At 63.5% G+C, this 18268-nt stretch carries 15 protein-coding genes; 6 read left to right on the top strand and 9 right to left on the bottom strand.

The window, feature by feature from the left end; genetic code table 11:
- From GCT13_RS22225 to GCT13_RS22240, 4 genes are all read left to right on the top strand, one after another.
- Nucleotides 1–356: thiamine pyrophosphate-dependent enzyme (locus GCT13_RS22225; RefSeq protein ID WP_227746943.1), on the top strand; the 356-nt coding region annotated here is incomplete at its 5' end.
- Nucleotides 357–677: 321 nt separating this feature from the next.
- Entirely contained in the window at nucleotides 678–1430 is a 753-nt protein-coding gene (locus tag GCT13_RS22230; RefSeq protein ID WP_087734718.1) for an IclR family transcriptional regulator, read from the top strand.
- 133 nt (nucleotides 1431–1563) lie between these two features.
- The gene (locus GCT13_RS48495; RefSeq protein WP_193727729.1) at nucleotides 1564–1746 is read left to right on the top strand and encodes a hypothetical protein; all 183 of its coding nucleotides are present in this window, start codon (nucleotides 1564–1566) and stop codon (nucleotides 1744–1746) included.
- Nucleotides 1747–1880: 134 nt separating this feature from the next.
- Entirely contained in the window at nucleotides 1881–2807 is a 927-nt protein-coding gene (locus tag GCT13_RS22240) for an NAD(P)-dependent oxidoreductase (RefSeq protein WP_321574532.1), read from the top strand.
- A 39-nt stretch (nucleotides 2808–2846) separates the two neighbouring features.
- On the opposite strand, the gene GCT13_RS22245 is transcribed toward GCT13_RS22240, so the two are convergent.
- The 3 genes from GCT13_RS22245 to sauS all read right to left on the bottom strand — a co-directional run bounded on the left by GCT13_RS22245 (nucleotide 2847) and on the right by sauS (nucleotide 7458).
- On the bottom strand, nucleotides 2847–4229 hold the full coding sequence (locus tag GCT13_RS22245; protein WP_152761683.1) for an MFS transporter: 1383 nt from the start codon (nucleotides 4227–4229) through the stop codon (nucleotides 2847–2849).
- A 116-nt stretch (nucleotides 4230–4345) separates the two neighbouring features.
- Nucleotides 4346–6016 (bottom strand): AMP-binding protein, encoded by a 1671-nt coding sequence (locus GCT13_RS22250; protein ID WP_152761685.1) that lies wholly within the window; start codon nucleotides 6014–6016, stop codon nucleotides 4346–4348.
- Entirely contained in the window at nucleotides 6013–7458 is a 1446-nt protein-coding gene (gene sauS / locus GCT13_RS22255; protein WP_152761687.1) for an acylating sulfoacetaldehyde dehydrogenase, read from the bottom strand. Before sauS ends, GCT13_RS22250 begins: the two co-directional genes overlap by 4 nt.
- A 201-nt stretch (nucleotides 7459–7659) precedes the next feature.
- Here sauS and GCT13_RS22260 point away from each other — a divergent pair, with 201 nt between their 5' ends.
- A complete protein-coding gene (locus tag GCT13_RS22260; protein ID WP_152761689.1) occupies nucleotides 7660–8424 on the top strand; it encodes an IclR family transcriptional regulator in 765 nt (254 codons plus the stop codon).
- 52 nt (nucleotides 8425–8476) lie between these two features.
- Here GCT13_RS22260 and GCT13_RS22265 read toward each other — a convergent pair whose 3' ends face one another.
- Entirely contained in the window at nucleotides 8477–9781 is a 1305-nt protein-coding gene (locus GCT13_RS22265) for an MFS transporter (RefSeq protein WP_152761691.1), read from the bottom strand.
- A gap of 99 nt (nucleotides 9782–9880) precedes the next feature.
- The gene (locus tag GCT13_RS22270) at nucleotides 9881–11536 is read right to left on the bottom strand and encodes a GMC family oxidoreductase (protein ID WP_152761693.1); all 1656 of its coding nucleotides are present in this window, start codon (nucleotides 11534–11536) and stop codon (nucleotides 9881–9883) included.
- A gap of 187 nt (nucleotides 11537–11723) precedes the next feature.
- Here GCT13_RS22270 and GCT13_RS22275 point away from each other — a divergent pair, with 187 nt between their 5' ends.
- Complete coding sequence (locus tag GCT13_RS22275) at nucleotides 11724–12587, top strand: IclR family transcriptional regulator (RefSeq protein ID WP_152761695.1); 864 nt, start codon at nucleotides 11724–11726, stop codon at nucleotides 12585–12587.
- A gap of 83 nt (nucleotides 12588–12670) precedes the next feature.
- Here the strand turns inward: GCT13_RS22275 and GCT13_RS22280 are convergent, their stop codons facing one another.
- From GCT13_RS22280 to pdxR, 4 genes are all read right to left on the bottom strand, one after another.
- Nucleotides 12671–14116 (bottom strand): amino acid permease, encoded by a 1446-nt coding sequence (locus GCT13_RS22280; RefSeq protein ID WP_152761697.1) that lies wholly within the window; start codon nucleotides 14114–14116, stop codon nucleotides 12671–12673.
- A gap of 173 nt (nucleotides 14117–14289) precedes the next feature.
- Nucleotides 14290–15711: an NAD(P)/FAD-dependent oxidoreductase gene (locus GCT13_RS22285; RefSeq protein WP_152761699.1), complete on the bottom strand. Its 1422-nt coding sequence runs from the start codon at nucleotides 15709–15711 to the stop codon at nucleotides 14290–14292.
- A gap of 19 nt (nucleotides 15712–15730) precedes the next feature.
- Nucleotides 15731–16132: a nuclear transport factor 2 family protein gene (locus GCT13_RS22290; protein ID WP_152761702.1), complete on the bottom strand. Its 402-nt coding sequence runs from the start codon at nucleotides 16130–16132 to the stop codon at nucleotides 15731–15733.
- A 190-nt stretch (nucleotides 16133–16322) separates the two neighbouring features.
- The gene (pdxR, locus tag GCT13_RS22295; RefSeq protein WP_152761704.1) at nucleotides 16323–17852 is read right to left on the bottom strand and encodes a MocR-like pyridoxine biosynthesis transcription factor PdxR; all 1530 of its coding nucleotides are present in this window, start codon (nucleotides 17850–17852) and stop codon (nucleotides 16323–16325) included.
- Between the last annotated feature and the right edge of the window lie 416 nt (nucleotides 17853–18268).

The following is an 18268-nucleotide window of genomic DNA, read 5'->3' on the forward strand; positions in this document are numbered from 1 at the left end:
AGACGCTCACCTGCGTGCGGCACAACATCCCCGTGACGGCTGTGGTGTTCCACAACCGGCAGTGGGGCGCGGAAAAGAAGAACCAGGTGGACTTCTACAACCGCCGCTTCGTCGCCGGCGAGCTCGACAATCCGAGCTTCGCGGGCATCGCGAAGGCGATGGGCGCCGAGGGCATCGTCGTCGACCGGCTCGAGGACGTCGGCCCGGCACTGAAGAAGGCGATCGACCTGCAGATGAATCACGGCAAGACCACGATCGTCGAGATCATGTGCACGCGCGAACTCGGTGATCCGTTCCGGCGTGACGCGCTGTCCAGACCCGAGCGCCTGCTCGACAAGTACAAGGACTACGTCTGAACGAGCGCTCCCGCAGCGCGGCGTTCCCCGGCAACTTCAGACCGTGCCGGGAACGCCGCTTGTCACGCTGCAATAACGATCACATCTTCGTCAGGGAGTCCGGGAGCAAGCATCATGGATACGACAGGGTCGTTCGGCGACGCAGCAATGGAGCCACGAGCACCAGAAAACAGGCGCGAAACCACCACATCGGTTCGTTCCGAAATTCGAAATCGAATGGCCTCTGACGCGTCCACTGCGTATGATCCGGACTATCCGATCAGCCCACGCGGCAAGCGCATTCAGTACAATACGGCCGATCCATTTTCCGGAACGGCGGACATGAAAAAGGCTGATACTCCGACGCTGCGCGCGTTCGCTCTGCTCGAACATCTCGTCGCCGCAGACGGCCCCGTGTCGCTTGCCGACATCACGCACGACATCGATCTTCCGAAGGCGTCGTTGCATCGCATGCTGACTTCGCTCGAAGCCGGCGGCCTCGTGATCCGCGAACCGGGGCAGAAAAACGCCTACGTGATCGGCCCGCGCCTCGCGCAACTGGGGCTCGGCGTGATGATGCAGTCGAGCGCCCGGCGCCTGAGGCACGCGATTCTCGGACGCCTCGTCTCGGATCTCGGCGAGACGTGCAACCTGACGATGCTTCACGAAACGGAAGTACTCTATCTCGACCGTATGGAGGCGCCGTGGCCGTTACGCCTCGACCTGAAGCCCGGTTCGCATGTGCCCGCCTATTGCAGCGCGAGCGGCAAGTTGCTGCTCGCGATGCTACCTCGCGAAGAGCGCGCGGCACTCGTGCGGGCGCTGCAATTGCAGCGTTTCACCCCTAATACGCTCACCGACCCCGCGTTGCTCGAAAGCGAGCTGGACCGCATCGCGCATAAGGGTATCGCTGTGGACAATGAAGAATTTGTCGTTGGAATTGCTTGCGTGGCTGCGCCAGTCAGAAACGAACAAGGGGAATGTATTGCCGCTATCGCGGTGCATGCTCCCGTGTCGCGGACGCCGCTTTCACGGGCTCTGGAATTTATTCCCCGGCTACAGGAGGCGGCGAGTGAACTCGCCAAGACATTTTGATTCCTTGTAGCCGGCTGCTGGAGATAGCTGGTCGCGGGAATGTGTTTGCGTCTGCAACGCTTCTTTTTTCGGCTCGCTCCCGTTACCACCAGCATTCGCGATACGCTTGCCGCCACGAAGGTTACTAACGCGGATGCCCTCCGCGGCACCCGCCCTGCGCCTGCCGATAGTGAAGATTCTGCGGGTGCCGCGCCTCGGCGAAGAAGAACCACCGCGCGCAGCCACGAGCCCCGTCTACTACATCACCGACGCCGCGCAAAGCAGCACGAACGACAGCCCGATCGAGCGCACGCTTCCTCCCGACACGATCAGGTAGAACGGCACGACGAACGCAGCAGCCGATAGCCGATTCGATGATTGGCAGTCAGCCGCATGTACGCTGTCAATTCAGTCACGCGCCGTGCTGCGATAATCGTTGTTCCCTTCCCCGTCTTCTTCCAAGGAGTCACAGTGAGCGATACATCAGCCCCGATTCCGGGCGGCGCGGCACCGCGTGTCGCACGCGTTGCGTTTCTCGGCCTCGGTGTCATGGGTTATCCCATGGCAGGGCATCTGTCGAAGTCCGGCCTCGACGTGACGGTCTATAACCGCACTGCGTCGAAGGCTGCGCAATGGGCGTCGGAATATGGCGGACGCGCGGCCCCGACGCCACGCGACGCAGCGAACGGCGCCGACCTCGTGCTCGCGTGCGTCGGCAACGACGACGACCTGCGCAGCGTCGCGCTCGGTGATGACGGTGCTTTCGCCGGGATGGCATCGGGCGCCGTGTTCGTCGATCACACGACGGCCTCGGCCGATGTGGCGCGCGAACTCTTCGCGCTTGCAACGCAACGCGGCCTGCATTTCATCGATGCGCCCGTATCGGGCGGCGAAGCGGGTGCGCAGAATGGCACGCTGACCATCATGTGCGGCGGCGACACCGACGCATTCGAACGCGCTCGCGGCACGCTGGAGCACTACGGCGCGGCCGTCACGCTGCTTGGCCCCGCAGGTGCCGGCCAGCTCGCGAAGATGGTCAATCAGATCTGCATCGCGGGCCTGGTCCAGGGCCTGTCGGAAGCGCTCCATTTCGGCCAGCGCGCAGGGCTCGACATGGCGCGCGTGCTGGAGGTGATCGGCAAGGGCGCGGCGGCCAGCTGGCAGATGGCCAACCGCGGCCCGACCATGCTCGAAGGCAAATTCGACTTCGGCTTTGCCGTCGACTGGATGCGCAAGGACCTCGGCATCTGCCTCGACGAAGCGAAGCGCAACGGCGCGTCACTACCCGTCACGGCGCTCGTCGACCAGTTCTACGGCGACGTGCAGGCGCTGGGTGGCAACCGCTTCGATACGTCCAGCCTGATCTGGCGGTTGCGCAAAGTGAATCCCGTGGGCTGAAATTCGTCGCGGCCGGGATTCGTCACGCACATCAATGCATCACTTGCGCCAGCGCAACGGGCGACGCAAGTGATGCCGTTCGAACCGCAGCCCCGGCGCCGCATGCGCGAAAGCAGGCATTCCGCCAATCTCGACGCCTTCCAGACGCTCGCGTTCCTCGTCGGCCTCGACCGTCTTGCCCGTATCGATGAAACACGCTGCCACCACGCCCACAGCGAGCAGTCCCGCCGAGATCGTGAACGGCACGTTGTAGCTACCCGTCGTCTGGATCAGATAGCCGAACACCACAGGCGACACCATCCCCGCCACGCCGAAGCCCGTGTTCATCATGCCGCCCGCCGTGCCCGCGTATTTGCCTGCGATATCGAGCGGCAGCGTCCACAGCACCGGGTTCGTGATCTCCAGGAAGAAAAACGACGCCGACAGGAACCACACAGCCGTCAGCGGATTGTTGGCGGAGACCATAGGCAGCAGAAACGCAAGCGACCCGCCCATGCCGACCACCAGCACCGCGCAACGCGCGAGACGCAGACGTCCCGTCGCCTTGTAGAGCTTGTCCGATACGACGCCGCCGAGCGTATCGCCGATCACGCCCGCGAGCAGCGGCAACGCCGTGAAGAGCGCGAGATGCTTCAGATCGAAGCCGCGCGATTCCTTCAGATACGACGGCAGCCACGTCAGATAGACCCATAGCAGCCAGCCATAGCAGAAGTCGACGAACGTGACGAGCCACATGCGGTGAATCAGCTTGCGCCACGGTGTCGCCATGCGCTTTGCACGGTCGCAGTCGCCGACGCGATAGCCGATTTCTGCGGTTTCTTCCGGCGTGATGCGCTTGTTCTGCTCCGGCGAATTGGTGAAGATGCACAGATAGAGCACGGTCCACGCAAGACTCGCGACGCCGAGCAGAATGAACGCGTCTCGCCAGCCGCCCGCCGCGACCACGGCGAGCACGAGCGGCGGCGTCACGGCGCCGCCCAGGCGCGCGAAGCTGTGCGTAATGCCTTGCGCGAAGCCGCGTTCGGACACGGGCATCCAGTACGTGAACGCGCGCGTGGCCGTCGGAAACGCGCCGCCTTCGCCGATGCCGAGCACGAAGCGCAGCGCGACGAGCATTGCGACACTGCCGGCGAAGCCCGTCGCAAGCGTCGCCACGCCCCATATGATCGACAGCACGGTCAGCACGGCCTTGGGCCCGTACTTGTCGGACAGCCATCCCCCGATGATCTGCATCATCGCGTACGGATAGGCGAACGCGGAGAACACCAGACCGAGTTCCGCCGATGTCAGCCCCATCTCATGACGGATCAACGGCCCCGCCACCGCGATGTTCACGCGGTCGATGTATGAGATGAAGTACATCACGCACATGACCGCCAGAATGATGTGACGCGTCTTCACGCGCCGCGTATGCTTTTCCATGCTGTCTCCTGTGTCTCTCGTTATGGAACGCCTATAACTTCGATGGTGTGTCGATATCCAAGGCGGATCGAGTCCGGTTCTGTGTATCTCCTCGTTGCGCTGTGCCCGCGTCGCGCTCAGGTGTTCAGCAGCTTGAGCCGCTGCACCTTGCCCGACGGCCCGCGCGGCAGTTCCGTGACGAACCGGAATTCCTTCGGCGTCTTGTACCGGCCGAGTTCGCGCAAACAATGCGCACGCAGATCGGCGACATCGAGCGATACGCATGCTTGTCCTTCTTCGAGCGCCTCTTCTTCACGCACGCGCGCGACGATGAACGCGACGATGTCCTGCCCGTATGCGCTATCGGGCACACCGACGGCGGCCGCGTCGAGCACGCCCGGATGTCTGAGCAGCGCTTCGTCGATTTCGCGCGGCGCGATGTTTTCGCCGCCTTTGATGATCAGTTCCTTCGCACGACCGTTGATGTAGAAGTAGCCTTCATCGTCGCGATAGCCGAGGTCGCCTGTGCGCAGCCAGCCGTCCGAAGTAAAAGCGGCGAGCGTGTCTTCGGGGCGCTTGTAGTAGCCGCTCATCACCTGCTCGCCGCGCAGCACAAGCTCCCCGCATTCGTTCGGCGCGCATTCGCGGCCTTGCCGGTCGATCACCTTTGCTTCTCCGCCCGAAGGCAAGCCGATGCTGCCGACCCTGCGCGCCTGGGCCTCGTACGGATTGCTGAAAATGGGCGCAGCCGTCTCGGTCATGCCCATCGTCTCGATGATGCCGATGTGAAAGCGCGACTCGAACGCGCGGTGATGATCGGCGGGCAATGCCGCCGACGCGCTGCGGCAGAACTTCAGCGCCGACATGTCGTATGCGCACGGTTCGTCGCTGTTCAGCAGATACGCAACGATGGTCGGCACGACATTGATCCATGTGCAGCCGTGACGGGCCGCATCGCGCCAGAACGTGCGCGCGGAAAAGCGCGGCATCATTACGACAGAGCCCGCGTGAAAGAGCGGCGCGAGCAACGTCACGACAAGACCGTTGATGTGATAAAGCGGCAGCGATGCGAGCACGCGATCGTCGGCGCCGAGACGGTGCTCGGCTGTGATATTCGCCGCGTTGGACAGCAGATTGCGATGCGTGAGCAATACGCCTTTCGGGGCGCCCGTCGTGCCAGATGTGTACATCAGCAGCGCGACATCGGATGTGCGCATGTCGTTCGATGCCATACCCGCGTCGCCGGATTCGGCGGCGCGTTCGGCCGTTACCGTCGTGAGCCGCGCATCGCCATCGGTAAGCGTTTCCGCGAGTGCCGTTTCCGCGCGCGGCAGCGTCGGGATTGCGGATGCGTCCGGCGCGGTCTGCACCACATGGATTTCGCGCGCAAGACCCTGCGCCCGCAACTCTGCAATCGACGACTCGATCGCCTCGCGCGTATCGCGTTCGACGAACACGGCACGCGTGTCCGAATGCTCGACGATGTAGCGCAACTGTGACGGCTGGCACAGCAGATTGAGCGGATGCGCAACGAGCCCGCTGTACATCGCGGCAAGCAAGAGCCGCGCGGTCTGGATGCCATTGCTCATATACACCGACACCGTGTCGCCTGCACGCAGGCCGGCGTCGCGAAAACGCGCTTCGAGCGTACGGCAGTCGTCGCGCAGTTCACCGAAGGTCAGCGCGCGGCCACGGGTGGTTGCGCTGCCCGCGTCGTCTTCATCGGGGCAGGCGAGCAGGAACGGCTTGTCGGGATACTGCGCGGCGCGTTCGTCGATCAGCGCACGGAGCGTCGAAGGCGTATTCATCGGCCGTATCTCCGGAAGAAGTCACCGAGCAACTCGTCTGCGTTGGGCACGTGCTCCTCGATCGGATACGCGACGCGCGTGATGTTCAGGTACTGGTGAAAGCCGAGATTGCTGGAGAAGTTATTGCGTCCCCAGGTGCCGCAGCCCATCGACAGCGAGAACGGCAGGCCGTTGTCGAAGTTGCCGCCCGTCGCGAGGCAGTGCGCCTGATTGACGATCACGCGCGCAACGGGGAGCGTCGCGCCGAGTTGGACGGCTTGCGCGGTGTCGGCGGAATGGAGGCCGACCGAATGGCCCGCGCCCATATATGCGTAGATGTTGCGGACGGTCTCCGCAGCGGCGTTGAAGTCGCGCGCGCGATAAACCGTCAGCACGGGGGCCAGTTTCTCGCCTGAAAAAGGATGCTGCGCGCCGAAGCCCGTTTCTTCGACCATCAGGAAGGCAGGCTCGCTCATCGCGATGTCATCGAGACCGGCCACGCGTGCTATCGTCTGCGCCGAGCGCGCGGTGCATTGCGCGGACAACTTGCCGTCTTGCCACATCGCGGCCTGCAGCTTCGCTTTTTGCGCTTCGTCGAGCAGCACGCCGCCGCACGCGATCAGTTCGTCGAGCATCGGCTGGTAGACGGCTTCTTCGATCACGACGCTGTTTTCCGATGAGCAGCTGGTCGCGTTATCGAAGGTTTTCGAACGCGCGATCTTGCGCGCTGCATCGCGCAGATCAGCCGACGCCGTGACGAGCGACGCGACGTTGCCAGCACCGACGCCGAAGGCAGGCGTGCCGCTCGCATACGCCATCCGCACGTTCGCCTGTGAGCCCGTCGCGACCACGAGATCGCATTGCCGCATCAGTTCCGCTGTCGCCGCCTTGCTGATGGGGGCGGGCAGCATCTGCACGAGATCAGTGGAGAGCCCCGCTTTTGCGAGCTGCGTATGGATGAAGCCGATCAGCAACGCGCACGACGAATACCCCTTCGGTGACGGCGCGACGATAACTGCATTGCCGCATTTGAGCGCATTGACGATCTTGTTCGCGGGCGTCGCAGCGGGATTGGTCGACGGCGTGATGGCTGCCACCACACCCACCGCTCGCGCGATTTCGACGATGCCCTTCGACGCATCGCGCGCGATCACGCCCGTCGTCTTCTGGTCGTGCAAATCGCGCAGCAGGCCGAGCGTCTTGCGAAAGTTCTTGCGAAACTTATCGTCCACGTTGCCAAGGCCCGTGTCCCCTACCGACAGTTCGGCCAGTTGCCGGTTGCGCGCGGGCTCCATGATGGCCCACGCGGCAGCGGCGGCAGCCATATCGAGTGCTTCCTGCCCGGCGTTTTCGAACTCGCGCTGTGCGGCGCGCGCCCGTTTGACCAGCGTCGCGACTGCGTGCCGGACGTCGGCGTCCTGTTGTTCGCCCATCACTTCGGCGGATGTGGCTCTGACATTCATACGGTTTGCTCCGACTGGAAAGGATTGGCTGTGAAGTGAATCTAGCCAGCCTTGTGGATCGCGTAGTCCCGTTTTCCGAACGATCCTTTGCTGCGTGGTCCTGAGAATCGGATAACGCGAAATTCGGGACTTTCCTCAGTCCCGAAAACCGTATGAATCGATGCAAAATCTATTCTGACCACAAGAAGCACAGGAGATGGGATGTCGACTTCGAACCAGTCGAATGCGGCAGCCGTGCGCGCGTTTCGCGTGCTGGAGACGCTGGCGGAAGCAGGACAGCCACTTTCAATGATGGATCTGGTGAACGCGCTCGGACTGCCGAAGCAGACCGTGCATCGGATTCTCGTGCAACTGATGGACGCATGGCTCGTCACGCGCGGCGCGGGCAATCGTCTGTACGAATGTTCGCCGCGCGTGCGGATGCTCGCCGTCAACGTGCTGATGCATGCGGGACCCGCCGCCGCGCGCCATGTGCTGCTCGAACAGCTGGTCGCGAAGGTCGGTGAGACCTGCAATCTGACGATGCTTGCCGGCAACGATGTCGTGTACGTGGATCGCGTCGAAACCGAGTGGCCGCTACGCATGCACTTGCAACCGGGCTCGCACGTGCCGCTGCACTGCTCGGCGAGCGGCAAGCTTCTGCTCAGCTTTCTTCCGAAGGAACGGCGCGAGCGGATGATCGATACGCTGCCGCTGCGTGCGTACTCGGAGCGCACGATCACCGACCGTGACGCGCTGCGCAAGGAGTTGATGACCACGCGCAAGCGTTTGCTCGCGATCAACGACCAGGAGCATCTGCAAGGGCTGATCGCGATTGCCGTCCCCGTCATGCTCGACCGCAATCGCGCGTGCGCGGCGATTGCGGTTCAGGCGCCCGTCGGCCGCGTGACGCTCGACGACCTGTTGTTGTTCGTGCCGGACCTGCGCCATGCGGCCGACGAAACAGCGAAGACGTTTCGCGAGTGAGCGGAGGGTCGCGCGGTACGCGGCGTCCGCCCTGCTCCACGTACCCGAAGCTTCAGTGCGCGCTTGCCGTCACGCCGTACGCCACGGCGCGGCGCTCGATCGCGCGCGCGGACCATGCCGACACCAGCGCCGACAGCATCACATACGCGCAGACCATCCACGGCTTGCCGTCGTTGATGCGCAGCAATGCGGTGGCGACGATCGGCGTCAGCCCGCTCGCGAAGATGCCGGAGAACTGGTAGACGAACGAAATGCCTGTATAGCGCACCTTCGCATCGAAGAGCTCGGCAAAAAGCGCCGCTTCGGGGCCATACACCATCGCGTAAAAGATGCCGAACGGTATGACGATCGAAAGCCAGATCATCAGCGTACTGGTCGGCTGGCTCTCGATCAGCCAGAACGCGGGCAGCACCGAAAGTCCGCAAATCAGCGAGCCCCAGCGATACACGCGCGTTCGCCCGATCTGGTCAGAGAGCGCGCCGAAAAGCGGTATGAAGAAGCACATCACGATGGCCGCGATCATCACGCCGAGCAGCGCGTCGGTACGGCTCATCGACACGTGCTGCGTCAGATAGCCGATCGAGAAGACGGCGAAGATGTTGAAGAACACGCCATCGATATAGCGTGCGCCCATGCCGAGCAGAACCGCGCCGCGATAGCGGCTCATCATGTCGACAAACGGAATCTTCGCTTCGCGGCGGCTGCGTTTGAGCGCGAGAAACTCGGGCGTTTCCATCACCTTCAGACGAATGTACAGGCCGATCAGCACGAGCAGCAGCGACGCGCCGAACGCGATGCGCCAGCCCCACGCGAAGAACGATGCTTCGGGCAAGAGCCGCGAGACGCCCGCCACCATGCCGGACGCGAGACACAGCCCGATCGACAGGCCGATCTGCGGCAAGCTCGCATACAGCCCACGCTTGCGCGGCGGCGCGTATTCGTAGGCCATCAGCACCGCACCGCCCCACTCGCCGCCAAGGCCGATGCCTTGCAGCACGCGCAGCGTCAGCAGCAGGATCGGCGCCCAGATGCCGATCTGCGCGTAGGTCGGTACAAACGCGACGCCTGCCGTCGATACGCCCATGATCACCAGCGTGAGAATCAGCGCGGACTTGCGCCCGACGCGGTCGCCGAAGTGGCCGAACAGCACGCCGCCGAGCGGCCGCGTGACGAAGCCGACTGCGAAGGTCGTATAGGCGAGCATCGTGGACACGAGGGGATCGCCTGTTGGAAAGTAGAGCTTGTTGAAGACAATGCCGGCGACGACGCCATACAGAAAGAAGTCATACCACTCGACGGTCGCGCCTATCACACTGGCGAATGCGACACGTCGGACGACGCGGTGATCGATTGCCATAGCTGCTCCTCCATAGGACGGCCGTGCTGCCATTGCACGGCGGCATTAGCAAAGGCCCTCCTGGTCTCCTCCGGGGCCCGGACGCTGCAACGCTGTGAATCAGGCGGCGACTTCCGCCGGCACGTTCGCACGATCGTGAAGACGGGACGTGCGCGCGTCGTCGAGAATCATGTCGGACGCTTTTTCCGCGACCATCACTATCGGCACGTTTGTATTGCCGGAGACGAGCGTCGGCATGATCGAGCAATCGACGACACGCAGCCCGCGTGTGCCGTACACGCGCAGACGATCGTCGACCACCGCGAGCGGATCGTCGGTCGTGCCCATCTTCGCCGTGCCCGATGGATGAAAAATCGTCTGCCCATACTCACGGCAAAACTGCAGCAGTTCGTCGTCCGTCTTCGCGTCCGCGCCCGGGCGCACTTCGCGCTTCATCAACGAGGCCATCGGCTGCGTGGCGGCGACGCGCCGCGCAAAGCGCACGCCCGCGACGGCCGTGCGCCGGTCGAGATCGGTGGCGAGATAGTTCGGCTGGATCGACGGCGCTTCGAGCGGATTCGTCGAGCGGATACGCACGACGCCACGCGATTCCGGCCGCAACTGGCAGACCGAATACGTGCAGCCGGAAAACGCGTGCACGTCTCCGCCGGCGGAATCGGCGGAGAGCGTCGAGAAGTGGAACTGGATGTCGGGCGTCTTCGCTTCGTCGGGCAGCGCGCGACAGAACATGCCGCCCTGGTTGATGCCGACGGCGAGCGGACCACCGCGAAACAATGCCCATTGCAGGCCCATCTTTGCGCGGCCCGTCCATGAACGAAGCTGGTCGTTGGTGGTGATCGGCTTCGTGACTTCGTAGATCAGGCGGATCTGCAGATGGTCCTGCAGGTTTTCTCCAACGCCCGCGCGAGCGGCCACGACGGGAATGCCGTGCTCTTGCAGCAGCGCCGCCGGGCCGACGCCCGACAGTTGCAGCAACTGTGGCGACTGCAATGCGCCCGCCGCCAGTATCACCTCGCGATCCGCATGCACTTCACGCGCCGCGCCGCGCTGCACGTATTGAATGCCCATTGCGCGCGTGCCGTCGAACAGAATCCTTGACGCCTGCGCGTCCGTTTCGACGTGCAGATTCGCGCGCTGCCGCGCGGGTTTCAGATATGCGACGGCTGTCGAGCAGCGCAAGCCGCGGCGTGTCGTCAACTGGTAGTAGCCGACGCCTTCCTGGTCGCCGGTGTTGAAGTCGTCGACGGTGCGCATGCCGAGCCGGTTCGACGCAGCGATGAACGCATCGACGAGTTCATGACGCTGCCGGATCGTCGACGCCCACAGCGGCCCAGCGACTCCGCGCGTCGGCCCCTCGCCCAGCTCGTTGTGTTCGAGCCGACGGAAGTACGGCAGGCATTCGTCCCAGCTCCAGCCGCGATTGCCGAGGGCAGCCCAGCGATCGTAGTCCTCCATCTGCCCACGCACGTAGATGAGACCGTTGATCGAACTGCATCCGCCAAGCGTGCGGCCGCGCGGCCAATACAGCTTGCGGTTGTTCATGTTCGGATCGGGGTCAGTATAGAAGCCCCAGTTGTAGACGGGATGAAACATCGTCTTGCCGTAGCCGATCGGGATGTGAATCCACGCATAGCGATCGGTGGGACCCGCTTCGAGCAGACAGACGGAATAGCGTCCGTCCTCCGACAGACGGTTGGCGAGAACGCAGCCGGCCGAACCGGCGCCGACGACCACAAAGTCGAAACGACGTGGCATAGCAAATGTCTCCTGCAGTCTCCAGCCCGGATTTCTCGCGTGTTCTGGTGAAACCAAAAAACGGAATGTTTCGTGTAAATTTATTGACAGAACGCAGCGACTTCAAGAAAACGGCGATAGCATCGTCGAATCTGATACAGGAACCGAACTTTTTGTTTCACTTTGCACATCCGAACCGGGGATCCGAATGCGAAACGACACCGCGCTGCCGCCGAATGATCCGCCGCATGACAACACTCGCGTGCTGCGTCCGCTCGCCGTGCTCGAACAACTGGCTTCGGCGGGACAGCCGTTCTCGCTGTCGCAATTGTCGGCGCGGCTGCATATTCCGAAGGCCACGCTGATGCGGCTCATCGAATCGCTCGAGACACAGGGATATGTCACGCACATGCCGGACTCGCGCGGCGCGGAGCGCGCGATCGCACTCGGTCCGCGTGCCGCGCATCTTGCGCTCGCCACGCTTGCGAACAACACGTTCACGCGCGCATGCCGTTCGCTGTTGCGCTCGCTTGTCGATGCGCTCGGCGAAACGTGCAACCTGACGGCACTCGACGGCGACACGGTGCTGTATATCGAGCGCGTGGAAACGGCCGAGCCGTTGCGGCTGCACATGCAGCCCGGCACGCGCGTGCCGCTGCACTGCACCGCGAGCGGCAAACTGTTTCTCTCGCAGATGCCGCTGGCGGAGCGGCGGCCCGCCGTGTCGCGTCTGACGCTCAAGCGCATGACGTATCGCACGCTGACGGACCGCAGCCTGCTGGAAGCCGAACTCGACCGGCTTGGCGCGCGCGGGATCGGTATCGACAACGAGGAATTCGTCCGTGGGATGGTTGCCATCGCAGTGCCCGTGAGAGATGCCGCGAATGGCAATGTGCTGGCAGCGCTGGCCGTTCATGCGCCGACCGCGCGCGCGAATCTCAACGACTTGCTGGAGGCCGTACCGAAGATGAAGGAGACGGCATTGGCGATCGCGCCGTTGCTGCAGTTTGCCGAGACGCTATCGTACAAAGGCGTTGGAGAACCTTCGGATCGGCACGCGACGTCGCTTTGAGAATCAGGGGATGCGACGTGGCCCCGGGCGCTCGAAAGTGCCCGGGGCCCGCTTCTGTCCGAGTTTCTGCTTGAGCTTCTGCTTCAATACCGCCGGCCGGAAACGCGCATCCGTTCAGTATCGATCGAATGCTGCGTATGGCCGACATCCTTGCGCCAGCGGCCGCGCTGCCAGTAGACCGCGATCAGCACCGCGAGGCTGACCACACCGAACCACAGCGGCTTGCGCTGATCAGGAATGAACGCCATTGCCACGATGATCGCGCCCATGCCGATGATCGCGAACCACGTCAGATACGGGTAGCACCACATCTTCACGCGCAGCTTGCCAGGCGCTTCGCGTTCGAGCCGGGCGCGCAACTTCAGTTGCGACAGTGCGATCAGCACATACACGAAGATCGCAACGGTGCCGTACGAATTGACGAGAAACGCGAACACCGTATCCGGCGAGACATACGACATCACCACCGACGCGTAGCCAAACAACGTGCCGATCAGAATCGCGCGCACAGGGACGCCGCGACTGTTGACCTTCGCGAGCGCGCGCGGTGCGTCGCCACGGCGTGTCAGCGCGAACATCATCCGCGACGCGGCGTAAAGGCCCGAGTTCAGCGCGGACAGCACTGCCGTCAGGATGATCGCGTTCATCAGATGCGCGGCAGCGGGAATGTGCATTGCTTCCAGCGCGCTCACATACGGCGTCGACATCGCCGGTGAATTCCACGGCACGATCGCGACGACGAGCAGGATCGAGCCCGCGTAGAACACCAGCACGCGCGTGATCACCGAGTTGGTCGCTTTGGCCACGGCGCGTTCCGGCTCGCGTGCTTCGGCGGCCGCGATCGTGACGATCTCCGCGCCGAAGTAGAAGCCCGTTGCCGCGACGGCGCCGCTCAGTACCGGGCCGATACCCTTCGGCATGAAGCCGCCGTGCGCCGCGATCTGCGCAATGGGCAACGCCGCATGATTCGCGTGCGGCCACATGCCGAGCACGAACAGCGTGCCGACGAACAGGAACACGATGATGGCCGCCACTTTCACCGACGCGAACCAGAACTCGAACTCGCCATAACTGCCGACGGAGATCAGATTGGTGAGCGTCAGCACGAGCAGCAGCGCAAGCCCGATGGCCCATGCCGGCACCTGCGGCAGCCAGAACTGCACGAGGTGCGCACCCGCCACTGTCTCGACGGCGACGACGATGACCCAGAAGTACCAGTACATCCAGCCCGTCAGAAAGCCGGCCAGTTCGCCAGATGGCTTGCGCTCGCCGAACGCGAGCCGCGCATACTCGTAGAACGAACCGACCGCGGGCATTGCGGACGCCATTTCGCCGAGCATCCGCATCACGAGCACGACGAGGCCGCCCGTCAGCAGGAACGACAAGATCGCGGCGGGTCCTGCCTGCTGGATCACCACGCCGCTTCCCACAAAAAGCCCTGCTCCGATCACGCCGCCTAGCGCGATCATCGTCATGTGCCTTTGCTTCAGACTGCACTTCAGTTGACTGCCATTTTCCGCCTGCTGCATGTCACCTCCATATACGTTCAGGACGGCGCTTGCGGGCCGCATGGGCCTGCGTGTGCTGCTGCGCCGCGTCGGCGCGCGCGGACGCCGGATGACTCCGGCCGCCCGCCGCATCCCGCTGAAGACGTTCTTGTGTGAAGAAAGAATGCGCGTTTCGTGTCCCGCTCGATCCGCGCCTAACGCTGCTCGTCGCGCAGGAAATACCAGTGGTACAGCATGCGCTGACCGACGCGCCTGAACGGCGCGAACATGTGCGCGGGCAGCGGCGACGTGAAGATGGGCAGTGTCTGCTGCGCGCCCTTGCCCGCAATGCGCTCGGCAAGCCGCCGACCCGCCTGCGACGAATACGACACACCATTGCCGCCATAACCGAGCGCGTAGAACACCGATTCCTTCGGATCAGGCTGGAACACGCGCGGCATCATGTCATGGCTCACGTCGACCCAACCCCACCACGAGTAATCGATATCGATGCCCTGCAACGCCGGAAACTTGCGCTGCAAGCCGTGCACGAGCAGATCGTAGTGTTGGGGGTTTGGCGCGTCGCGGCCCGTGATCGCGCTGCGGCTGCCGATCTGCACGCGGTTGTCGGGCAGCAGACGGTAATAGAAGCGCAGCGTACGCGTATCGGTGAGCACCTGGTGCGTGCGGAAATTGCACGCGTCCAGTTCGGTTTTCGTGAGCGGACGCGTCACCATCGAGTTCGACAGGATCGGCATCACCTTGCTGTGCAGCGACGGATGCAGCCCCGGCGCCGTATATGCGCCCGTCGCGATGCCGACCGCGCGCGCCCGCACGGTGCCGCCTGGTGTGCGCAGGTGATGCACGCCCTTGATCGTTTCCCAGCCCGTCACGGGGCTCGCGGGATGCACCTTCGCGCCCGCTTCGCGCGCGAGCCGCAGATACCCATAAGCGAGCTTCAGCGGATGAATGCCGATGCCTTCGGGCTCATGCAGTGCGCCCGCCGCTTCCGCATCGTTCACGTACTCGCGGCGAAACGCTTCCGCGCTCATCAGCTCGGATGGATAGCCGAACACGTCCTTCCACACCTTCGCTTCCGCAGCGAGCTTTTCCATGATGCGCGGCCGATGCGCGATCAGAAAATGGCCACCCGGCTGCGGATCGCAATCGATCATCGCGACCAGCGACCTGAACGTCTCGAAGCCCTGCGCGATTTCGTCGTGCATCTTGAGTGCGACGTCCTTACCCCAGCGCTCGACCCATTGCGAGCGCGACAGACGCCCCGACGCGTTCTGCCCCTGGCCTCCATTGCGGCTGCTGCATCCCCAACTGACGCGGTTCGCTTCGAGCACGACGGCCTTGATGCCGTGCTCGCGGGCCAGAAATAGCGCCGTGCACAGGCCCGTGTAGCCGCCGCCGATGATCGCCACGTCGACGTCCATGTCCTGCGTAACGGGACCGTCGTCGGGCGGCGCCGTGCCCGCCGTCGCGGCCCAGTACGTCGGCGCGTACTGCTTGCCCTGGCCGGGGCCTGGCGAAACGAGCGGATCGTAGGTCGGGTCGTAGCGGGTATCGTTGCCGTCCCTGCGCTCGAACGAGGAATCTGCGCCCTCAAGATGAATCACACCGTGTTTCATGCGACTCTCCTCATCGGCATCACGCGACTTGCTTCGGACGTTCCTTGCGGAACGCGCGCTTGACCGCGATTAGCCCGTCGCGGAACTCGAAAAGATCGCAGCCTTCGGCCTCGATGCGCCAGCCCTCGGCATGCGTGCCGCTGAACACCCATTCGGATACCCCGCGCTCGCCCACGACGTAATGCCTGCCATGGCCCCAATGCGCATCGGGGAAAGTTTTGAAGACTGCTTCGAAGGCCGCGCGCACGGCGTCTTTTCCGACGAAGCGCGTGCCGTAGACTTCGTTCCCGCCAGCGGCATCGAAGATGCAGTCGCCCGTCATGAACCCCATCAGCGCGTCGGCGTCGTGGCGGTTGAATGCATCGGAAAAGGCGGCAAGCGTATCCGCGCTGATGGACGCTGTCTTGAGCGTGTCTGACATACCGTGTCTCCTGTTAGATGACTTCTCGGGCCACGCGACGCCTTATCGCGTATGTGGCATCCTCAGTCGACACGGTAGATAACGCCCGCCTTGCGCGGTAGTTCCAGTTGGCGGCTTTCGCCTGGGCCAGCAGAAGTGGAAGCGGCCATGTCGATGCCGGCGTAATGCAGGCATCAGCGGATGCGTGCGTTCAGGCGCGCGCCCGCGGCTTGCACTCGCGAATGACGCGCGCCAGCGCCTGCACGCCGGCGTCGATCTTCTCCGGCTTGATCGCCGAAAAGCCCATGCGAAAGCACTGCTGCCGCTCGAGCCCTGTCATGAAGAACACATTGCCGGGCTCGATCAGAACGCCATGTGCCTGCGCGTCATCGGCAAGACGCGTCGCGTCGAGCCAGGGTTCACCTTCGACCCAGCACGATGCGCCGCCCGTGACGGGCACATAGCGCGCTTCGGGCATGTGCGCATCGATTGAGGCCATCAGCAGTTGCGCGCGCTCGCGGTACGCGTGCGCGAGCTTGCGCAGCAGCGTGTCGTGATGCCCGAGCGCGAGGAAATTCGCAAACGCCCGCTGGATATACGCGGCAGGATGGCGGACCATCAGACGCCGCAACGCGCGCAGTTCGCGAATCAGATCGCGCGGCCCGACCACATAGCCCAGGCGCAAGCCGGGTGCAAAGGTCTTCGTCAGGCTGCCGATGTAGATCACGCGATCCGCCGTATCCAGGCTCTTCAATGCCGGATGGGGCGCGCCCGAGAAATTGTTTTCGCTCTCGTAGTCGTCTTCGATCACGACGAAATCGTGCAACTGCGCGAGATCGAGCAGCGCCTGGCGCCGTTCGAGCGGCATCGTCGCAGTCGTCGGACATTGGTGGCTTGGCGTCACGTACACGTAGTCGCATTGCGCGAGCACGTCGCGGTCTTCGTCGGTGCGAACGCCGCCAGCATCGATAGGCAGCGGCAACAGCCGTGCATTGCGGTTCAGCAGGATATTGCGCGCATCGGGATAGCCGGGGTTCTCGAAACCAACCGTGGTCCCCTCATTCGCGAGCAGATCCGCGACGAGATACAGCGCCTGTTGGGCGCCAATCGTCACGACGATCTCATCGGGCTTCGCGAACACGCCGCGCCTGGGAAGCACGCGCGTGCAGATCTGCTGGATCAGCGTCTCGTCGTCGCGTTCGATCAGATCGGGCGCCCAGTTGCGAATCTCCATCACGGACAGCGCCTTGATGCAGCACTCGCGCCAATCGTTGGTCGGAAAGAGTGTCTGATCGAACTGTCCGTAGATGAACGGGAACTGATAGCTCTGCCAGTTGCCGGGCTTCACGATGTTGCGCTGCTTCGACGGCGGGCGCGACACACGCTGACGCCAGTCGGGACGCACGATATCGGAGACGCTCGGCGCGTTCGCGGCCTGTATCGACACGAAGTCGTGCTGCCCTTCCAGCATCGCCGGATTCACGAAATGACCGCTGCGTTCACGCGAAATCAGATAGCCCTCTTCGACCAGTTGCTGATATGCGAGTACGACCGTATTGCGCGCAACACCGAGCTGATCGGCCAGTTCACGGCTCGACGGCAACGCGCTGTCGGGCATCAACTGGCCATCGAGAATCGCGGCGACGAGCATCTGGCGAATCTGGCCTTGCAGGCTCATGCTCGACTCGGTCGACCGCTGGAACCTTTGGGTCCAAAGCGTCGGCGAGGTCCGGCTGGGCATGTTTTCTCCTGATGAGCGGCGCGTGGTGCACGCGCGGTGCGAGGAACGCCCCGACTGCGCACTTCCGCCAGATTGGCACCGGACGACAGCGGCTCCCGGGTTGAGAACCGATCGCCGGACTGCGGGAAAACCCGACAGACCATGTCAACGTGAACTCGACGATCGGCATCGCCTGGCTCCAACTGCTACCTTTTTAATGACGATACTCGAATCAACCCGTTTCGGGCGATTGGGACAAGCCCCCGTCGATAAGAACAGGATTTGCGTGCCACGCGCGCAACCTTCTGGAGACATGCCATGGAACGAACGCCTTCGTACCCCGCGTGTTTTTCTGCTTTCCTTCACCCAGTCGTCGTTGAATTCAGTTGACGTACTGCATTGCCGCTGCAATGCCTCTGACCTCGCAATACAACCTG

The sequence above is a fragment of the Paraburkholderia franconis genome (assembly GCF_009362735.1).
GTDB classification, from domain to species: domain Bacteria; phylum Pseudomonadota; class Gammaproteobacteria; order Burkholderiales; family Burkholderiaceae; genus Paraburkholderia; species Paraburkholderia franconis.